We start from the raw sequence: 15,222 nt of genomic DNA, 5'->3' as shown, positions 1-15,222 counted from the left end.
ATATATGAGTCATATGTCACATTCCCGCCGACGCCGGTCCGGGATCTGACCTCAGGGGCGCCGCGTGCTCCCCGGACGCCAGAATCCCGCCGGATCGGCTCAGCGGACCGTGATCCATGACGACGCCGGAGTCACCTCGTGCGTCCAGCGCGGCATCCCGGCTGGCAGCGGGCCCCACGGCTCGTCCATCCGCCGCACCGGACCACAGGTCACCCGCGCGTCCCGGACAAGGCGCTCTGGCGCCGTCAGCGGTCTCCGCTGAAGCCAGAAGGGAACTGCACTCCATGACCCAACCGACCGGTACGACAGCCTCCGTCTACCCCTCCACATCGAAACATGCCGACTCCAGGTTCAAGCGCCGGTTCATGGTGCGCCTCGTCGCCGTCTTTATCGGGGGCATGTTCCTCGACGGCTACATCCTCGGCATCATCGGCCCCGTCACGGGCCTCATGCGCGCGGACCTCCAGCTGGACGAACTCTCCCTCGGGCTGATCGCGGCCGGACCGCTCGCCGGGATCTTCGTCGGCTCGCCCCTCGCCGGCTGGGCCGCCGACAAGTTCGGCCGCAAGCCCATGTTCCTCGTCGACATGGGCCTGTTCCTGCTGGCCTCCGCGGCGCAGTTCTTCGTGACCGCCGGGGACGGGGCCGTGATCCAGCTGGCCCTGATCCGCTTCTTCATGGGCGTCGCGATCGGGGGCGAGTACTCCATCGGCGGCCCGCTGCTGTCCGAGTTCTCCCCGCCGAAACTCCGCGGGCGGCTCCTGGGTCTGACGCTGATCGCCTGGTACATCGGCTTCATGATGGCGTTCATCATCGGCACGGCCCTGCACGACGCCGGGACCCCCTGGCGGATCGTGATCGGCACCAGCACGGTCCTCGCCCTCATCCTGTTCCTGGCCCGCATCGGCCTTCCCGAGTCGCCGAGCTGGCTCATCACCAAGGGCCGCCGCGACGAGGCACTCGCGATCGCCCGCAAGTACGTCGAGTCGCCCCAGATGCACCACAGCATCACCGAGGAGATCGACCTGCGCGCGATCCAGGAGGCCCAGGCCGCACGGGACAAGACCCCGATCAAGAACGCCTCCTTCCGGATGCTGTTCTCCCCGCAGTACTGGCGGACCACCCTGTTCACCTCGGGCTTCTGGTTCTGCGCCGTCACCCCGTACTTCGCGATCGCCACCTTCGCCGACGACGTCCTCCACCAGTTCGGCTTCGGCGGCGGCTGGGCGGGCGGCGTGGGGCTGTCCGCGCTGGCGGCCGCGGGCGTCGTCACCACGGTGCTGCTGATCGACCGGCTCGGACGCCGCATCCTCACCGTGCCCGGCCAGTGGCTGTGCGCGGGCATCCTCCTCGTGATCGGCGTCTGGGCGGACGCCCCGGCGATCCTCGTGCTCGTCCTCTTCCTGGCCTTCTCCTTCTTCAACGCCGGCTACACCACGATGACCCAGGTCTACCCGGCCGAGGTGTTCCCGGGCCACCTGCGGGGCATCGGCATGGGCTTCGCGGCGTCGTTCAGCCGCATCGGCGCCGCGCTCGGCACCTTCGCCCTGCCCTGGGCGATCACCAACATCGGCATGGGGCCCAGCATGGTGGTGGCCGCCGTCGTCGCGTTCCTGGGAGCGGCACTGTCCCAGTGGCTCGCGCCGGAGACGAAGGGCCGCACGCTCGCCGAGATCTCGGCGGACTTCACGCACTGACGCCGCGCGGTTCCACCCCCGGTGATGCAGAGGACCCACGGAAATTTCCGTGGGTCTTCTGCATGTCCGGGGGTCGTCCGGAAGGATCACCCGAAGCGGCCGGAGACGTAGTCCTCGGTGGCCTTCTGGCTCGGGTTGTTGAAGATGGTGCTGGTGTCCGCGAACTCGATGAGCTTGCCCGGCTTGCCGGTGCCCGCGATGTTGAAGAACGCGGTCTTGTCCGAGACACGGGCGGCCTGCTGCATGTTGTGGGTCACGATCACCACGGTGTAGGAGTCCTTGAGCTCGTTGATGAGGTCCTCCACCGCGAGGGTCGAGATCGGGTCCAGAGCGGAACACGGCTCGTCCATGAGCAGCACGGCAGGCTCCACCGCGATCGCACGGGCGATGCAGAGACGCTGCTGCTGGCCACCGGAAAGACCCGAACCGGGCTTGTCCAGACGGTCCTTGACCTCATTCCAGAGGTTCGCGCCCTGCAGCGACTTCTCCACCAGGGCGTCGGCCTCGCCCTTGGAGATCCGCTTGTTGTTCAGCTTCACGCCGGCCAGGACGTTGTCCCGGATCGACATGGTGGGGAACGGGTTCGGGCGCTGGAACACCATGCCGATGTTCGTGCGGACGGTCACCGGGTCGACGCCGGGGCCGTAGATGTCCGCGCCGTCCAGCAGGACCTCGCCTTCCACATGTGCACCCGGCAGCACCTCGTGCATGCGGTTCAGGGTGCGGAGGAAGGTGGACTTGCCACAGCCGGACGGGCCGATGAAGGCCGTGACCGACTTGGCCTCGATGTTGATGTTGACACCCTCCACGGCCAGGAAGTTGCCGTAGTAGACGTTCAGGTCCTTGACGTCGATTCTCTTGCTCATTGCTGTGGTTCCTTCGGAATCTTCAGTGGGTGTCTCTAGCGGCCCTGCTTGGGCGCGAAGACCCGTGCGATCAGGCGGGCGATGAGGTTCAGCAGCATCACCAGGATAATCAGGACCAGGGCCGCGCCCCAGGCCCGCTGGTCCGACGGACCGGGGTTGGACGGCGACGTCGGGTTCAGGATCTGCGTGTAGATGTAGGTCGGGAGCGAAGCCATCCACCCGCCGAACACGTTGTTGTTGATCGCGGTCGCGAAGCCGGCGGTGACGAGGATGGGCGCCGTCTCACCGATCACGCGGGCGATCGCCAGGGTGACGCCGGACGCGATGCCGGAGATCGCCGTCGGGATGACGACCTTCACGATCGTGCGCCACTTGCGCACGCCCAGGGCGTAGGCGGCCTCGCGGAGCTCGTTCGGGACGATCTTGAGCATCTCCTCGCTGGAGCGCACCACCACGGGGATCATGAGCACCGAGAGCGCGATCGCGGCGACCGCGCCGGTCTTGGTGCCGGGGCCCACCACGATGAAGAAGAACGCGGCGGCGAACAGACCGGCCACGATCGACGGGATGCCGGTCATGACGTCCACGAAGAAGGTGATGGCGCGGGCCAGGAAACGGTCGTTGCCGTACTCGACGAGGTAGACCGCCGTCAGCAGACCCACCGGCACGGAGATGACCGTGGCCAGGGCCGTGATCTGGAGGGTGCCGATCAGCGCGTGGTATACGCCGCCCAGGACCTTGGTGCCGTTCTCCACGGCCTTGTTGTCGGCCACACCGGTCACGCCGTTCATCGAGGTGCCGAGGAAGCCCGGGGTCATGAGGCCCGGGATGCCGTTCACCAGCGCCGTCCAGATGACCGAGATCAGCGGGAGGACCGCGATGATGAAGGAGCCGAACACCAGGCAGGTGGCCAGCTTGTCCTTCGCCTTGCGGGCGCCCTCCACGGAACCGCTCCAGGCCACCAGGCCCACGGTGAAGAGGATCGCGGAGATCAGGCCCCAGCCGAACGGGTTGAAGCCGATCAGGTTCACGAGCGCCGCGCCGACGACGAGGGACGCGCCCAGCACGACCCACGGGGCGTACTTGGGCAGCTGCCCCTTGGTCAGCGCGGAGCGGCGGCGATTGGGTGTCAGGGTCGTGGTCATGTCAGTTGGCCCCCGAGAATTCCTTGTGCTTGGTGATGATCCACCGCGCGATCATGTTCACGCCGAGGGTGATGACGAAGAGGACCAGGCCGGCGGCGATCAGCGTGTTCACCTTGATGCCGGACGCCTCCGGGAAGTTCAGAGCGATCTCGGCGGCGATGGTCTGGTTGCCGCTCTGGATCAGGCTGGCCGTCAGGGCGCCCGAGGAGAGCACCAGGGCGACCGCCATGGTCTCGCCGAGCGCGCGGCCGAGGCCGAGCATGATGGCGCTGATAATGCCTGGGCGGCCGAACGGCAGAACGGCCATGCGGACCATCTCCCAGCGCGTGGCGCCGAGGGCCAGTGCGGCCTCCTCGTGCAGCTTGGGCGTCTGGAGGAAGATCTCGCGGGACAGCGACGTGATGATCGGCAGGACCATGACCGCCAGGACGATGCCTGCCGTGAGGATGGTCTTGCCCGTGGCCGAGGCGGGGCCCGCGAAGATCGGGATCCAGCCCAGGTTGTCCGCCAGCCAGTCGTAGGCCGGGGAGATCTCCTTGGCCAGGAACGCCGCGCCCCAGGCGCCGTACACCACGGAGGGAATGGCCGCCAGCAGGTCGATGACGTACCCGAGGGCGGAGGCCAGGCGGCGCGGGGCGTAGTGCGAGATGAAGAGCGCGACGCCGATCGCCACCGGGGTCGCGATGACCAGGGCGATCGCGGCGGCGATCAGGGTGCCGATGATGATGGGCCAGATGTAGGCCCAGAATCCGGCGCCGCCCTGGATGTCGGCCGGGTCGGCCACGAGCGCGGGGATCGCCTGCGCGACCAGGAATGCGGCCACACCGAAGAGGACGAGGAGGATCAGGATCCCGGCGCCGAGCGTGGCTCCGGAGAAGACCTTGTCGCCGGCCCGTCCTGCGGCCGATGACTCGGTCATGGTGTTGCTGCTCACTTAACTGCCTTCCAGTCCAGTGTGGGTGTCCCGGCCCAGCCGGATTCCCCGATCGGGTGGGTAACGGCAAAGTTCCCTGTCCAAGCCTTCCGCGTCCCCGGGCCGTGGTCGCCGGGCGTGACACCCGGTTCCCACGACGTCGGGGAGAATGCTCTGGACAGGGAACCCGTCATTCCCGGGCGGGGAATGCTAGCCCTTGACCTTGATCTGCTCGATCGCGGCCTTGGCCTTCTCCTGAAGGCTCTTGCTCAGCGGCGCGGACTTGGCGGCGTCGGCGGCGGCCTGCTGGCCGGCGTCGCTCACCACGTAGTTCTCGAACGCCTTGATCAGGTCCACGGTGGCCTGGTCCTTGTAGGTGGTGCAGAGGATGTGGAACGAAGCCAGGGTCAGCGGGTAGGCCGCGGAGTCCGTGGTCTTGCGGTCGATCTTCAGGGAGAGGTCGCCCTGAGCGCGGCCTTCCACGGACTTGCCGGTCTCGACGGCCTTGGCGGCGCCCTCGGCGTTCGGCTTCACGAAGCTCTCGCCGACCTTGATGGAGGCCACGCCGAGCTTGCCGGACACGGCGGAGTCATCCGCGTAGGTCACGGCGCCGGGGGTGTCGGTGACGGTCTTGACGACGCCGGAGGTGCCCTTGGCGTTCTCACCCTTGAGGGAGGACGGCCACACGCCATCGGCCTTGTCGGTCCAGACGGACGGGGCCACGGCGGACAGGTAGTCCGTGAAGTTCTTGGTGGTGCCGGAGTCATCCGAGCGGTTCACCGGGGTGACCTTGAGGTCGGGCAGGGTGACGCCCGGGTTCAGCTTGGCGATGGCCGCGTCGTTCCACTTGGAGATCTGGCCGCGGAAGATCTTGGCGGTGGTGTCGGCGTCGAGCTTGAGCTCCTTGACGTCCGGCAGGTTGAAGGCCACGGCGATCGGGGAGATGTACACCGGGATGTTGATGGCGCCGTTGGGGCCGCACTTCTCCTTGGAGGAGGCGTACTCCTCGTCCTTCAGGTAAGCGTCGGAACCCGCGAACTGGGCGGAGCCGTCCAGGAGGGCCTTGCGGCCTGCGCCGGAGCCGTCCGGGGAGTACTGCACGCTGGCGCCGGAGTTCGCGCTGGCGAAGCCGGTCTTCCAGGCGTCCATGGCCGCACCCTGCGAGGAGGCGCCGACGCCGGTCAGGGTGCCGGTGACCTTGGGACCGTTGTTGCTGGGGGCAGCCGTGCTGGTGCCGGTCGCGTTGTCCGAGCCGCAAGCGGTCAGCGCCAGAGCGCCTGCTGCGACGACTGCGAGTGCCGCATGGCGGCCGAAGCGGAGAGCCTTCACAATGTTCCCTTTCAGGGTCCTGATGTCGCGTCGGCCCGAACTCTGCCTTCCGCCCCGATCGGGTGCGTGACGGTCCTGCCGACGATGCGTACCTTTGTACCTTCAACGAAACTAAAGAGCCGAGGTAAAGGGATCCGCGGTTAAAGGTGAACGTGAGGTTAACCAGCCGTGGATAGTCCGTGACTTCTGGCCGGGCCGCATTGCGTTGGCCTGCCGCACGCCGTAAGGACACTTCCTGAACCACCGGCCACGGCGACGTGAACGGCCGGCCGCTGAGCGCCGTCGTCGGCTCCGCAATAGACTGAGCCCATGGTGCGCATGAGCGGCGTGAAGCCGATCGGGAGGGAAGCGAAGGAGCGCGCCACCACGGGTGTGATCCGCATGCGTGAATCCCTCATCCCCGCCTTGCAGATGACGTTCTGCGCCGTGGGCGCGTACACCTTCGCCGAGCTCGTCCTGGGGCATGTGGGGCCGCTGTTCGCGGCGACGTCCTCGCTGATCGCCCTGGGTTTCGCCCGGGGCACCCGCTTGCGCCGCGTGCTGGAGGTCGGCCTCGGCTGCACGCTGGGCATCGCGGTGGGGGACGTCCTGCTGCACTGGCTCGGGTCGGGGATCTGGCAGGCCGCCGTCGTGCTGCTGTTCTCGATCCTCCTGGCGCGGTTCCTGGACAGCGGCGCCATCTTCGCGACCCAGCTGGGGCTGCAGTCGCTCCTGGTGGTGCTGCTCCCGGCTCCCGCGGGCGGCCCGTTCACCCGGAGCCTGGACGCCGTGGTGGGCGGGGTGTTCGCGCTTCTGGTGACGCTCCTGACCCCCAGGGATCCGCGCGAGGAGCCGCGGGTGCAGTTGCGCTCCACGCTCCAGCAGGCCTCGGAGGTGCTGCGGGAATGCGGGAAGAGCCTCATGGACAACGACTCCACTCTGGCCTGGCACGCCCTGGTCCGCGCGCGGAACTGCCAGCCCGAACTGGACGCCCTGCGGATGACGCTGCGGGCCTCCGGCGAGGTCACGACCATGTCACCGCTGTACCGGCGGCACCGTTCCGAGGTCTCCCAGCTCGGCGAGGCGGTCGAGTACCTGGATCTCGCCCTGCGCAATTGCCGGGTGTTCGCCCGTCGCCTGACCAGCGCCATCAATCACACCGCGCTGAGTGATGAGGCGACGCAGAGCATCGCGGAAGTGTTGTTCGAGACCGCCGACGCGGTGGACCTCATGGCCGTGGGTTACGCCGGCGACGACGGCCGGGGCCGCGACTCCGCGCTGCGGGACGCGCAGCAGGACCTGGCCTCGATCGCGACGCGCCTGCATCCCCGCCTGCTGGGCGTGAGCCGCCTGGAGGGCGAGACGGTGGTCATGCTGTTCCGGCCACTCATGGTGGATCTGCTGGAGACCGCGGGCGTGGAGGCCAAGGAGGCGCGGGACTACCTGCCGGATCTCTGATCCCTGAGGTTTTCCACATCGCTCGCCCAGCGCTTTTCGTGTCAGTGCCCGCCGATAGGCTTGAGGGCATGGCAAGCAAGACCACCCGCGGCAGCAAGGCGCCGGGATACAAGTGCACCGAATGCGGCTGGACCACCATCAAGTGGGTGGGCCGCTGCGGTGAGTGCCAGGCGTGGGGCACGGTCGTGGAGACCGGCGCCACGGTCGCCCGCACGACGGCGGCCGCCACCGTCCTGGAGCCGGCGCTCCCGATCGCCTCGGTGGACGCCGCCGCGGCGGCCTTCCTGCCCACGGGCGTGAACGAGCTGGACCGGGTGCTCGGCGGCGGTCTCGTGCCGGGCGCCGTGATCCTCCTGGCCGGCGAACCCGGTGTCGGCAAGTCGACCCTGCTCCTGGATGTCGCGGCGCGCTTCGCCCGCACGGGCCAGGACGTCCTCTACGTGACCGGCGAGGAGTCGGCCGCGCAGGTCAAGCTCCGGGCCGAGCGGATCGACGCCGTGGCGGACACCCTGTACCTCTCCGCCGAGACGGACCTCTCGCAGGCTCTGGGCCAGGTCGAGCGGGTGGAGCCACGGCTTCTGGTGGTGGACTCCGTGCAGACCCTGAGCAGTCCCGAAGTGGAAGGGTCCGCGGGCGGCGTCTCCCAGGTGCGCGAGGTGGCGGCGTCCCTCATCGCCGCGGCCAAGAAGCGGAACATGACCACGCTCCTGGTGGGCCACGTGACCAAAGACGGCTTGATCGCGGGGCCGCGCCTCCTGGAACACCTCGTGGACGTGGTGTGCCAGTTCGAGGGCGAGCGTCACTCACGGCTGCGCCTCATCCGCGCCGTGAAGAACCGCTACGGGCCTACGGATGAGGTCGGCTGTTTCGATCTGAACGAGGACGGCATCGAAGGTCTGGCGGACCCGAGCGGTCTGTTCGTCTCGCGGACCAAGGAGCCGGTGTCCGGGACCTGCATCACCGTGACCCTCGAGGGCCGCCGGCCTCTCGTGGCCGAGGTGCAGTCCCTCCTGGCCACGTCCCCCAACGCCCAGCCCCGTCGCGCCACGAGCGGCCTCGATTCGTCCCGCGTGTCGATGCTCCTGGCAGTGCTCCAGCAGCGGGCCGGCTGCCAGCTCCACAAGGACGACTCCTATGTGGCCACCGTGGGCGGCGTGAAACTCAGCGAGCCGGCCACGGACCTGGCCGTCGCCCTCGCCGTGGCCTCCGCCAAGGCCGGCAAGGCCCTGTCCAGCCGCCTGATCGCGTTCGGCGAGGTGGGCCTGGCCGGCGAGGTCCGTCCCGTGCCGGGCATCAACAAGCGCATCCAGGAAGCGAGCCGGCTCGGCTTCACGCACGCCGTGGTCCCGTCCAGCCCCAACGGCCCGGGCCCCGTGCCGGAAGGCTTCACCGTGAAGGAAGTGGAGCATTTGGCGCAGGCGCTGGAGCTGCTGTTCCACGGGTGAGGGTGGGCGCAGGGAGGGATCTGGGCACTGGTGGCTGAGACTATTCGCCCCTTGTGACTCCTTGAATCGGGGTCCCGGGTGGCAGGTCCAGGGTGCTGACGCGCAATTGGCCTGTGAGGGACCAGTAGACCTCCAGGTCGGTGATCTCGAGGTTCTGTTCCTCATCCTGGCCGCCGAGGAACAGCGGGATCCGGTACCCCACACACTGATCGCGGCGCAACGGCAGAACATCGGTGTTGGGAGCCGACCAGGAGTAGAAGAATTCGGAGGCCAGAGCTGCGTCCGGATATTCAACGACTTCTTCCTCGTGGAACGCGGCGAATGACACCGGGATATCCAAGGCCTCGCCTGTTCCCGGCATAAGTAGGAGGACCTGCGGCTCTCCGTCCACGACGCGCCCGTAGTCAACGGCGAACTGTTGGCCGAGCCAGTCGTAGCCGAAAGGAAGGACCCGGTTAGAGAACTCAGGAAATGCTCCCTCGATCAGCTTCATGGCGCTCGGACCAGACAGATCGTCGTGGAAACGGTAGAGGCCCCCATCGAACGTCGCCCCCGCAAACTCCGCGGCGAAATTCGTGTACCCCGGGACCGTGGTGAGCCGTTCGGGCAACCAAGCAGAACCCGCCGGAACGTCCTCCCGGAGCGGGGCATACAGTGCGCGGAAACGATCAAACATCCCAAGTCCTCTCGGCCGACCTTTCCCGCCATTATGCACGCGCCCGAGATGCAGTCATCCGCGGCCCGCCGCCGGCGTTATGTGCTCAGTTGTGGTGCGCCCGTCGTTGAGTGCTCAGTTGTTGCGGGTTCCGGAGCCCGTAACCCGCAACAACTGAGCACACAAGTCTGGGAAGGACTTGATGCGTCGGATATTTCCGACATATCCTGGGGCCGTGCTTCCCGACGTCTTCGGCGCTCTCGCCAACCCTGCCCGGCGCAGGATGCTGGACGCCCTGCGCGCGGGACCGCTCACGGCCGGCGAGCTCACCGGGCTTCTTGAACTGAGCCGGTCGGCGGCCTCCGAACACCTCGCCGTGCTGCGCGAGACCGGCCTCGTCCGGGAGGAGCGCCGAGGCCGGAACCGCGTGTACCACCTGCGGCCGGCCGGGTTGGAGCAGGCGGGCGACTGGCTCAAACCGTACGAGCACTACTGGAACCGCCGCCTCGACGCCCTCGGGGACCTCCTCGACGCCGCGGCGCCCGCGGCCTCGGACCCCGCGCCGCACCAGGCAGACCCCGCACACGACACCCCTCCCCACCCCACAGAACGGACCGATGATGACTGAGAACCCCGAGACCGCCGAGAACGCCATCCGTCTCGAACGCCACTTCCCGCACCCGATCGAGCGCGTCTGGGAAGCCATCACGACGCCGGAACTCCTCGCCCGCTGGTGGGCCGCGGGAGACATCGCGCCCGTCGTCGGGCACCGCTTCACGCTCGACATGGCCCATTGGGGCGAGCAGCGCTGTGAAGTCCTCGCCGTCGAGCCCGGTAGGTCCCTCACGATCCTCTTCGCCGAGGGCGTCCTCGACACCACGATCACCTGGCGACTGGAAAGCGTGGCCGACGGCACCGTGCTGCATTTCGAGCACGCGGGCTTCCGCCTGGACACGCCGGCGGGCCGGCAGGCACTCGACGGAATGGGCCACGGCTGGCCCGGCGTGCTCGGCCGGATCGAGACCGTGCTGGCCGAAACCACCTGATCCGCACAGCGCCGGAGAGACCACTTTCCGCACTCGCGGAGCGACGCTCCACGGGGCACTTTCCGGCGTCCTGATGCGGAAGACGGCTCTTCTGGACCCTATGATGGTGTCAGCCGTGGAAGGTGCACTTTGTGTGCGCCGCGATGCAGATCATTCAGCGGCTCTTGGAGCCGGGCCGCAAGACCCCGGCCCGGACGCCTGAAGGGAACTGTCAGCATGGCCCGCACACCAGAAGAGACGCTCACGGCGACACTGGCCCGCGTCGCACCCGGCACAGCCCTGCGTGACGGCCTGGAGCGGATCCTCCGCGGACGCACCGGCGCGCTGATCGTGCTGGGCTCGGACCGCACGGTCGACTCCATCTGCTCGGGCGGCTTTGAGATCGGGATCGAGTTCTCCCCGACCCGCCTGCGCGAGCTGGCGAAGATGGACGGCGCGATCGTCTGCGACAAGGACGCCCGCCACATCGTCCGCGCGGGGGTTCAGCTCGTCCCGGATTCGAGCATCGAGACCTCCGAATCGGGCACTCGGCACCGCACCGCCGAACGCGTCGCCAAGCAGACGGGCTTCCCCGTGATCTCGGTCAGCCAGTCGATGCAGATCATCGCCCTGTACGTGAACGGCCTGCGCCATGTGCTGGAAGGCTCCGAGAAGGTCTCCGCCCGCGCCAACCAGGCCCTCGCCACGCTCGAGCGCTACCGCTCCCGCCTGGACCAGGTGACCGCGGCGCTCTCCTCCCTGGAGATCGAAGCCATGGTGACCGTGCGCGACGTCGCGGTCACGCTGCAGCGCCAGGAGATGGTGCGCCGGATCTCCGAGGAGATCTCCCAGCTGGTCCTGGAGCTCGGCCTGGACGGACGCCTTCTGGCCCTGCAGCTCGACGAGCTCACCGCCGGCCGCGGCCCGGGCAGCGAGGTGATCCTGCGGGATTACGCCGGCTCCGACGCCTCCGCCGAGGACATCGAGCAGGCCGTCGCCGCGTTGCGCGAGCTGAGCGCGCAGGACCTCGTGGACCCGCACCGGATCGCGGCGATCATCGCCGGGGCGGGCGGCGAAGCGTCGCCGGACGCCGTCGTCGAACCGCGCGGTTATCGCCTGCTCTCCGGGCTGAAAGCGGTGCCCGGCGCCGTCGCCGACCGCCTCGTGGAACACTTCGGCGGGCTGCAGTACCTCATGGCCGCCACGATCGAGGACCTCATGCAGGTGGACGGCATCGGTGAGCAGCGTGCCCGCAGCGTCCGCGAGGGCCTGTCCCGCATGGCCGAATCGAGCCTGCTGGACCGCTACATCTAGGACCGGAGAGAACCCGGCGGGAACTCAGCCGAGCTGGAAGATGGCCTTGTCGCTGGTCCGCTGACCGAGCGTCGCCTGGAAGACGTAGGTGGCCCCGCCTGCGCCGGGTTTCGCCGTGATCAGCTGGCACCCCTCGACGGACCGGTTCCGCTGCCACACGAAGTTGGCGGTCTCACTCTTGCCGGGCGCCAGGGTCTTCTTCAGATCGTTCGGCTTGTCCATGCAGTCCCGGGAGTTGAAGATCCGGTCCTGGCCGCTGGAGATGAGGAACTCCATCTGCGAGGTGCCGATGTTGACAGGGCACGCGACGGTGCCTTCGTTCGTGACCTTGAGCGTCAGGACCGGGTTCTCCTTGGGTCCGTAGACCTTCTTGTCCGTGGTCGCGGTGACCTTGACCCGGCCCTCATCGCACACCGGGGTCGCCGGCGCGGACGGACTGGCCGGCGTCGCGGGAGGCGTGACCGCCGGCGTCTCGGTGCCGGTCGCCGCCGTGGCGGGCCCGGCGGAACCCTTGGCCAGGGACAGGAGCCCGAAGACACCCCAGGCCACCAGCGCCAGGACCACGATCAGGGCCCCCAGGACCACCACGCGCCGTCGCCGGTACACGGCGGGGCTGACCTTCCGCCGCGTCCCGTCGCCTGTGCTCACACCCTGCCGTGCCATAGCTCCAAGCCTACCCAGTGAGCCTGGGTGCACGCCGCCGGGCCGCTCCGGGAACCCGGGAGGGATACAGTGGATTCCGCCATGACCACGTACCCCAGCGACAGCATCAAGCTGAAGACCGCCCGCCTCATCGAGGACTGGTTCCTGGCCACCGGCCGCGACCTCCCGTGGCGGACCGCCCTCCCTCACTCCCGGGGATGCAGCCCGTGGGGCGTCATGGTCAGTGAGTTCATGCTCCAGCAGACTCCCGTGGTGCGTGTCCTCCCGGTGTGGGAGGCCTGGATGAAGCGCTGGCCGACGCCCGCGGCTCTGGCGGCCGAGCCTGCCTCCGAAGCCGTCCGCGCCTGGGGGCGCCTCGGATACCCCCGGCGTGCGCAGCGGCTGCACGCGGCCGCCGTCGCGATCGTCGAAGAGCACGACGGCGCCGTGCCGGACACGCGCGAAGCCCTCCAGGCGCTCCCCGGCGTCGGCACGTACACCTCCGCGGCCATCGCCGCGTTCGCGTTCGGCCGCCGGGAGAGCGTCGTCGACACCAACATCCGCAGGGTCCATGCCCGTCTCTTCACCGGGTCCGCCCTGCCGGCGCCGGCGTTCACGGCGGCGGAGGCCCGGCTGGCGGAGCAGCTCCTGCCCGAGGACCGGGCCGAATCGGTGACGTGGAACGCCGCCGTCATGGAGCTGGGCGCCCTGGTCTGCACCGCGAGGTCCCCGAAGTGCGAGGAGTGCCCTGTCGCCGCGGAATGCGCGTGGCTCGCGGCCGGACGCCCCGAGCCCGAGTACACCCCGAAGGGCCAGTCCTGGCACGGGACCGACCGGCAGGTCCGCGGCGCCATGATGGCCGTCCTGCGGGAAGCCGGGGCACCGGTCCCCCGTGAGCTCTTCCTGGCCCGGCCGGAAGGCTGGGACGCGGACGCGGCGTCGGTCGATCTCGCGTGGGGAGGCCCGGACGGCGTCTTCCGGAAGCTCGACGCCCTGCACCGCCTCCAGGCTCCGGCTGATCAGCTGGAGCGCTGCCTGGCGGGCCTCCTCAAAGACCGGCTGGCCACGGAAAGCCCCGCGGGCCTCACCCTTTAAACCATCGACTGCTCCAGAGGATGTCGTTTCCCGCCGATTTCAGGGAAAAAGAGCATCCTCTGGAGCAGTCGATGGGTAGAACCGTCAGAGCTCGCCGAAACCGGTCCGGCACTGTTCGGCGATGAAATCCATGGCACGGCGGGCGTCGGGGCCGCTCGCGCGCACGTGCAGCACCGTTCCCTGACCCGCGGCGAGGGTCATGAGCATCATGACGGACTGGCCGTCGGCGCCGTTGATGTCGACCTCCACGTCCAGGCCGCCAAGGTACCCGGCGAGCACCGCGGCGGGGCGGGCATGCAGGCCGAGCTGGTTCAGCACCTCGAAGTCCTCGACGATCGCGCCGCCCACGGACACGGACTCGTCGGCGTCCTCGGCGACGGCGCGGGGGCGCACGGGAGGCGCGGTGCTGTCGTCGATGCGGGCCTGGACCTGCTGTGCCAGCGCGGACTCGGCGGCGGCCTTGACCGCGGCCACTCCGGCGCCGCCCTGAGCGGCGACCGACGCGGCGACGAGACCTTCGATGAGCGGGGCGTCGGCCAGCGAGACATCCTGCGGCGTGCCGAGGAATTCGACGGCGCTCTCGGCCACCATGACGGCCGAACCCAGATCGCAGAGGATCACCACACCCTCGCCGGAATTCGCCGCTTCGACCGCGGACATCACCTTCTCCAGGCTGGTGCCCAGCCCGCCGTCGTCGGTGCCGCCGGCCGCCTCGAGACGCACCGACGGCGCCATCTGAGCAGCCAGCTCACACGCCCCCTCCGCGATCTTGATGCTGTGGGAGACGACGACGATTCCGACAGTCATGGGGACCCTTCCGGCGTGACGAGCGAGGTGGACCTGGTCCCGGAGGGTGCCAGGGAGCGGCGCGCTGAGGCGGGCCGCAAGGTTGATTCTAACCGTCCGGACCGCGTCCGGAACGGCCCGGGTCCGCTGATCGGACCCCCGGTGCGGCAGCTCACACGGAGCCGCCCACCGGGGCCGACATGAGCACGGACGCCGGACCCGCGAGGAGCGGTCAGGACACCGCTGCCGCCGCGTCCGCTGCCGCCCGGAGGAGGAGCGCCGTCGACTGGGAACCGGGGTCGCGATGCCCCGCGCTGCGTTCGCCGAGATAGCTGGCACGGCCCTTGCGTGCCACGAGCGGCTCCGTGGCGGCGGCGCCCTGCTCGGCGGCGGTCGCGGCACGGTCCAGGAGGTCGGCGGGGCTCTCCCCCACCGCGGCCTGAGCGGCCTCGACGGCGGGCGTCCAGGCATCGATCATGGTCTTGTCCCCGGGTTCGGCCTTGCCTCGCGCCACGATCCCGTCGCGGGCGGCCGCCAGGGCCACCACGAGGGCCTCAGAATCGAGTTCCTCGGCGTCGCCCAGGGCCGTGGCCGCACGCAGGAACGCCGTCCCGTAGAGGGGCCCGGCGGCGCCACCCACCTTGGACATGAGGGACATCGCAACCGACTTCAGGGCCGCCCCGGGAGTCGCCGGGGGCTGCTCCTCCAGCTTGGCCAGGGCCGCCGTGAATCCGCGGTCCATGTTCTCCCCGTGATCGGCGTCCCCGATGGCACGGTCCAGTTCGATGAGCGCCATGCGGTTCTCCGCGAGCACGGCGCCCGAGCGGCGCAGCCAGTCGAGGGCCCAGGCGAGATCGAGCGTCTGCGCCATGG

At 69.1% G+C, this 15,222-nt stretch carries 15 protein-coding genes; 7 read left to right on the top strand and 8 right to left on the bottom strand.

The features are described from left to right. The first annotated feature begins 365 nt into the window (after window positions 1-365). Complete coding sequence (locus P9849_RS00660) at window positions 366-1,697, top strand: MFS transporter (RefSeq protein WP_278267828.1); 1,332 nt, start codon at window positions 366-368, stop codon at window positions 1,695-1,697. Window positions 1,698-1,783: 86 nt separating this feature from the next. On the opposite strand, the gene pstB is transcribed toward P9849_RS00660, so the two are convergent. The 4 genes from pstB to pstS form a co-directional block, all read right to left on the bottom strand. After that, window positions 1,784-2,563 carry a phosphate ABC transporter ATP-binding protein PstB gene (pstB, locus tag P9849_RS00655; RefSeq protein WP_144629715.1) on the bottom strand — a complete coding sequence of 260 codons (780 nt, stop codon included), beginning with the start codon at window positions 2,561-2,563 and terminating at the stop codon, window positions 1,784-1,786. A gap of 35 nt (window positions 2,564-2,598) precedes the next feature. Further along, window positions 2,599-3,708 (bottom strand): phosphate ABC transporter permease PstA, encoded by a 1,110-nt coding sequence (gene pstA / locus P9849_RS00650; RefSeq protein WP_278267827.1) that lies wholly within the window; start codon window positions 3,706-3,708, stop codon window positions 2,599-2,601. A gap of 1 nt (window position 3,709) precedes the next feature. Beyond that, window positions 3,710-4,642, bottom strand: coding sequence for a phosphate ABC transporter permease subunit PstC (pstC, locus tag P9849_RS00645; RefSeq protein WP_066213254.1), 933 nt, complete (start codon window positions 4,640-4,642; stop codon window positions 3,710-3,712). A 189-nt stretch (window positions 4,643-4,831) separates the two neighbouring features. Beyond that, window positions 4,832-5,950: a phosphate ABC transporter substrate-binding protein PstS gene (pstS, locus tag P9849_RS00640; RefSeq protein ID WP_278267826.1), complete on the bottom strand. Its 1,119-nt coding sequence runs from the start codon at window positions 5,948-5,950 to the stop codon at window positions 4,832-4,834. A 309-nt stretch (window positions 5,951-6,259) separates the two neighbouring features. Here pstS and P9849_RS00635 point away from each other — a divergent pair, with 309 nt between their 5' ends. Both P9849_RS00635 and radA read left to right on the top strand, forming a co-directional pair. Beyond that, entirely contained in the window at window positions 6,260-7,387 is a 1,128-nt protein-coding gene (locus tag P9849_RS00635; RefSeq protein ID WP_278267825.1) for an FUSC family protein, read from the top strand. A 68-nt stretch (window positions 7,388-7,455) separates the two neighbouring features. Then, window positions 7,456-8,832 carry a DNA repair protein RadA gene (gene radA, locus P9849_RS00630; RefSeq protein ID WP_278267824.1) on the top strand — a complete coding sequence of 459 codons (1,377 nt, stop codon included), beginning with the start codon at window positions 7,456-7,458 and terminating at the stop codon, window positions 8,830-8,832. Between the two features lie 40 nt (window positions 8,833-8,872). Here the strand turns inward: radA and P9849_RS00625 are convergent, their stop codons facing one another. Next, complete coding sequence (locus P9849_RS00625) at window positions 8,873-9,508, bottom strand: T6SS immunity protein Tdi1 domain-containing protein (protein ID WP_278267823.1); 636 nt, start codon at window positions 9,506-9,508, stop codon at window positions 8,873-8,875. Window positions 9,509-9,722: 214 nt separating this feature from the next. Between P9849_RS00625 and P9849_RS00620 the strand changes: the two genes are divergently transcribed. From P9849_RS00620 to disA, 3 genes are all read left to right on the top strand, one after another. After that, window positions 9,723-10,115: a metalloregulator ArsR/SmtB family transcription factor gene (locus P9849_RS00620; protein ID WP_278267822.1), complete on the top strand. Its 393-nt coding sequence runs from the start codon at window positions 9,723-9,725 to the stop codon at window positions 10,113-10,115. After that, complete coding sequence (locus tag P9849_RS00615) at window positions 10,105-10,533, top strand: SRPBCC domain-containing protein (protein ID WP_278267821.1); 429 nt, start codon at window positions 10,105-10,107, stop codon at window positions 10,531-10,533. The genes P9849_RS00620 and P9849_RS00615 overlap by 11 nt, the downstream gene beginning before the upstream one ends. A 216-nt stretch (window positions 10,534-10,749) precedes the next feature. After that, window positions 10,750-11,826, top strand: coding sequence for a DNA integrity scanning diadenylate cyclase DisA (gene disA / locus P9849_RS00610; protein WP_278267820.1), 1,077 nt, complete (start codon window positions 10,750-10,752; stop codon window positions 11,824-11,826). A 24-nt stretch (window positions 11,827-11,850) separates the two neighbouring features. Here disA and P9849_RS00605 read toward each other — a convergent pair whose 3' ends face one another. Beyond that, complete coding sequence (locus P9849_RS00605; RefSeq protein WP_278267819.1) at window positions 11,851-12,489, bottom strand: hypothetical protein; 639 nt, start codon at window positions 12,487-12,489, stop codon at window positions 11,851-11,853. An 81-nt stretch (window positions 12,490-12,570) separates the two neighbouring features. On the opposite strand from P9849_RS00605, the gene P9849_RS00600 reads away from it, so the two are divergent. Beyond that, window positions 12,571-13,563 carry an A/G-specific adenine glycosylase gene (locus tag P9849_RS00600; protein ID WP_278267818.1) on the top strand — a complete coding sequence of 331 codons (993 nt, stop codon included), beginning with the start codon at window positions 12,571-12,573 and terminating at the stop codon, window positions 13,561-13,563. Window positions 13,564-13,647: 84 nt separating this feature from the next. Here the strand turns inward: P9849_RS00600 and dhaM are convergent, their stop codons facing one another. Beyond that, complete coding sequence (gene dhaM, locus P9849_RS00595; RefSeq protein ID WP_278267817.1) at window positions 13,648-14,370, bottom strand: dihydroxyacetone kinase phosphoryl donor subunit DhaM; 723 nt, start codon at window positions 14,368-14,370, stop codon at window positions 13,648-13,650. 211 nt (window positions 14,371-14,581) lie between these two features. Then, window positions 14,582-15,220: a dihydroxyacetone kinase subunit DhaL gene (gene dhaL / locus P9849_RS00590; RefSeq protein ID WP_278267816.1), complete on the bottom strand. Its 639-nt coding sequence runs from the start codon at window positions 15,218-15,220 to the stop codon at window positions 14,582-14,584. Window positions 15,221-15,222 lie beyond the last annotated feature (2 nt).

This window comes from Arthrobacter sp. Y-9, assembly GCF_029690065.1.
Taxonomy (GTDB): Bacteria; Actinomycetota; Actinomycetes; order Actinomycetales; family Micrococcaceae; genus Arthrobacter_E.
Note: the sequence above shows the minus strand (reverse complement) of the source record. Positions and strands in the feature narration are given on the sequence as shown.

What these genes read in the sequence shown, in the direction of transcription:
- P9849_RS00660 (WP_278267828.1), top strand. Translation starts at nt 366, where the DNA reads ATGGTGCGCCTCGTCGCCGTCTTTATCGGGGGCATGTTCCTCGACGGC.
- pstB (WP_144629715.1), bottom strand. Translation starts at nt 2,563, where the DNA reads ATGAGCAAGAGAATCGACGTCAAGGACCTGAACGTCTACTACGGCAAC.
- pstA (WP_278267827.1), bottom strand. Translation starts at nt 3,708, where the DNA reads ATGACCACGACCCTGACACCCAATCGCCGCCGCTCCGCGCTGACCAAG.
- P9849_RS00635 (WP_278267825.1), top strand. Translation starts at nt 6,260, where the DNA reads ATGGTGCGCATGAGCGGCGTGAAGCCGATCGGGAGGGAAGCGAAGGAG.
- radA (WP_278267824.1), top strand. Translation starts at nt 7,456, where the DNA reads ATGGCAAGCAAGACCACCCGCGGCAGCAAGGCGCCGGGATACAAGTGC.
- P9849_RS00625 (WP_278267823.1), bottom strand. Translation starts at nt 9,508, where the DNA reads ATGTTTGATCGTTTCCGCGCACTGTATGCCCCGCTCCGGGAGGACGTT.
- P9849_RS00615 (WP_278267821.1), top strand. Translation starts at nt 10,105, where the DNA reads ATGATGACTGAGAACCCCGAGACCGCCGAGAACGCCATCCGTCTCGAA.
- disA (WP_278267820.1), top strand. Translation starts at nt 10,750, where the DNA reads ATGGCCCGCACACCAGAAGAGACGCTCACGGCGACACTGGCCCGCGTC.
- P9849_RS00605 (WP_278267819.1), bottom strand. Translation starts at nt 12,489, where the DNA reads ATGGCACGGCAGGGTGTGAGCACAGGCGACGGGACGCGGCGGAAGGTC.
- P9849_RS00600 (WP_278267818.1), top strand. Translation starts at nt 12,571, where the DNA reads ATGACCACGTACCCCAGCGACAGCATCAAGCTGAAGACCGCCCGCCTC.
- dhaM (WP_278267817.1), bottom strand. Translation starts at nt 14,370, where the DNA reads ATGACTGTCGGAATCGTCGTCGTCTCCCACAGCATCAAGATCGCGGAG.
- dhaL (WP_278267816.1), bottom strand. Translation starts at nt 15,220, where the DNA reads ATGGCGCAGACGCTCGATCTCGCCTGGGCCCTCGACTGGCTGCGCCGC.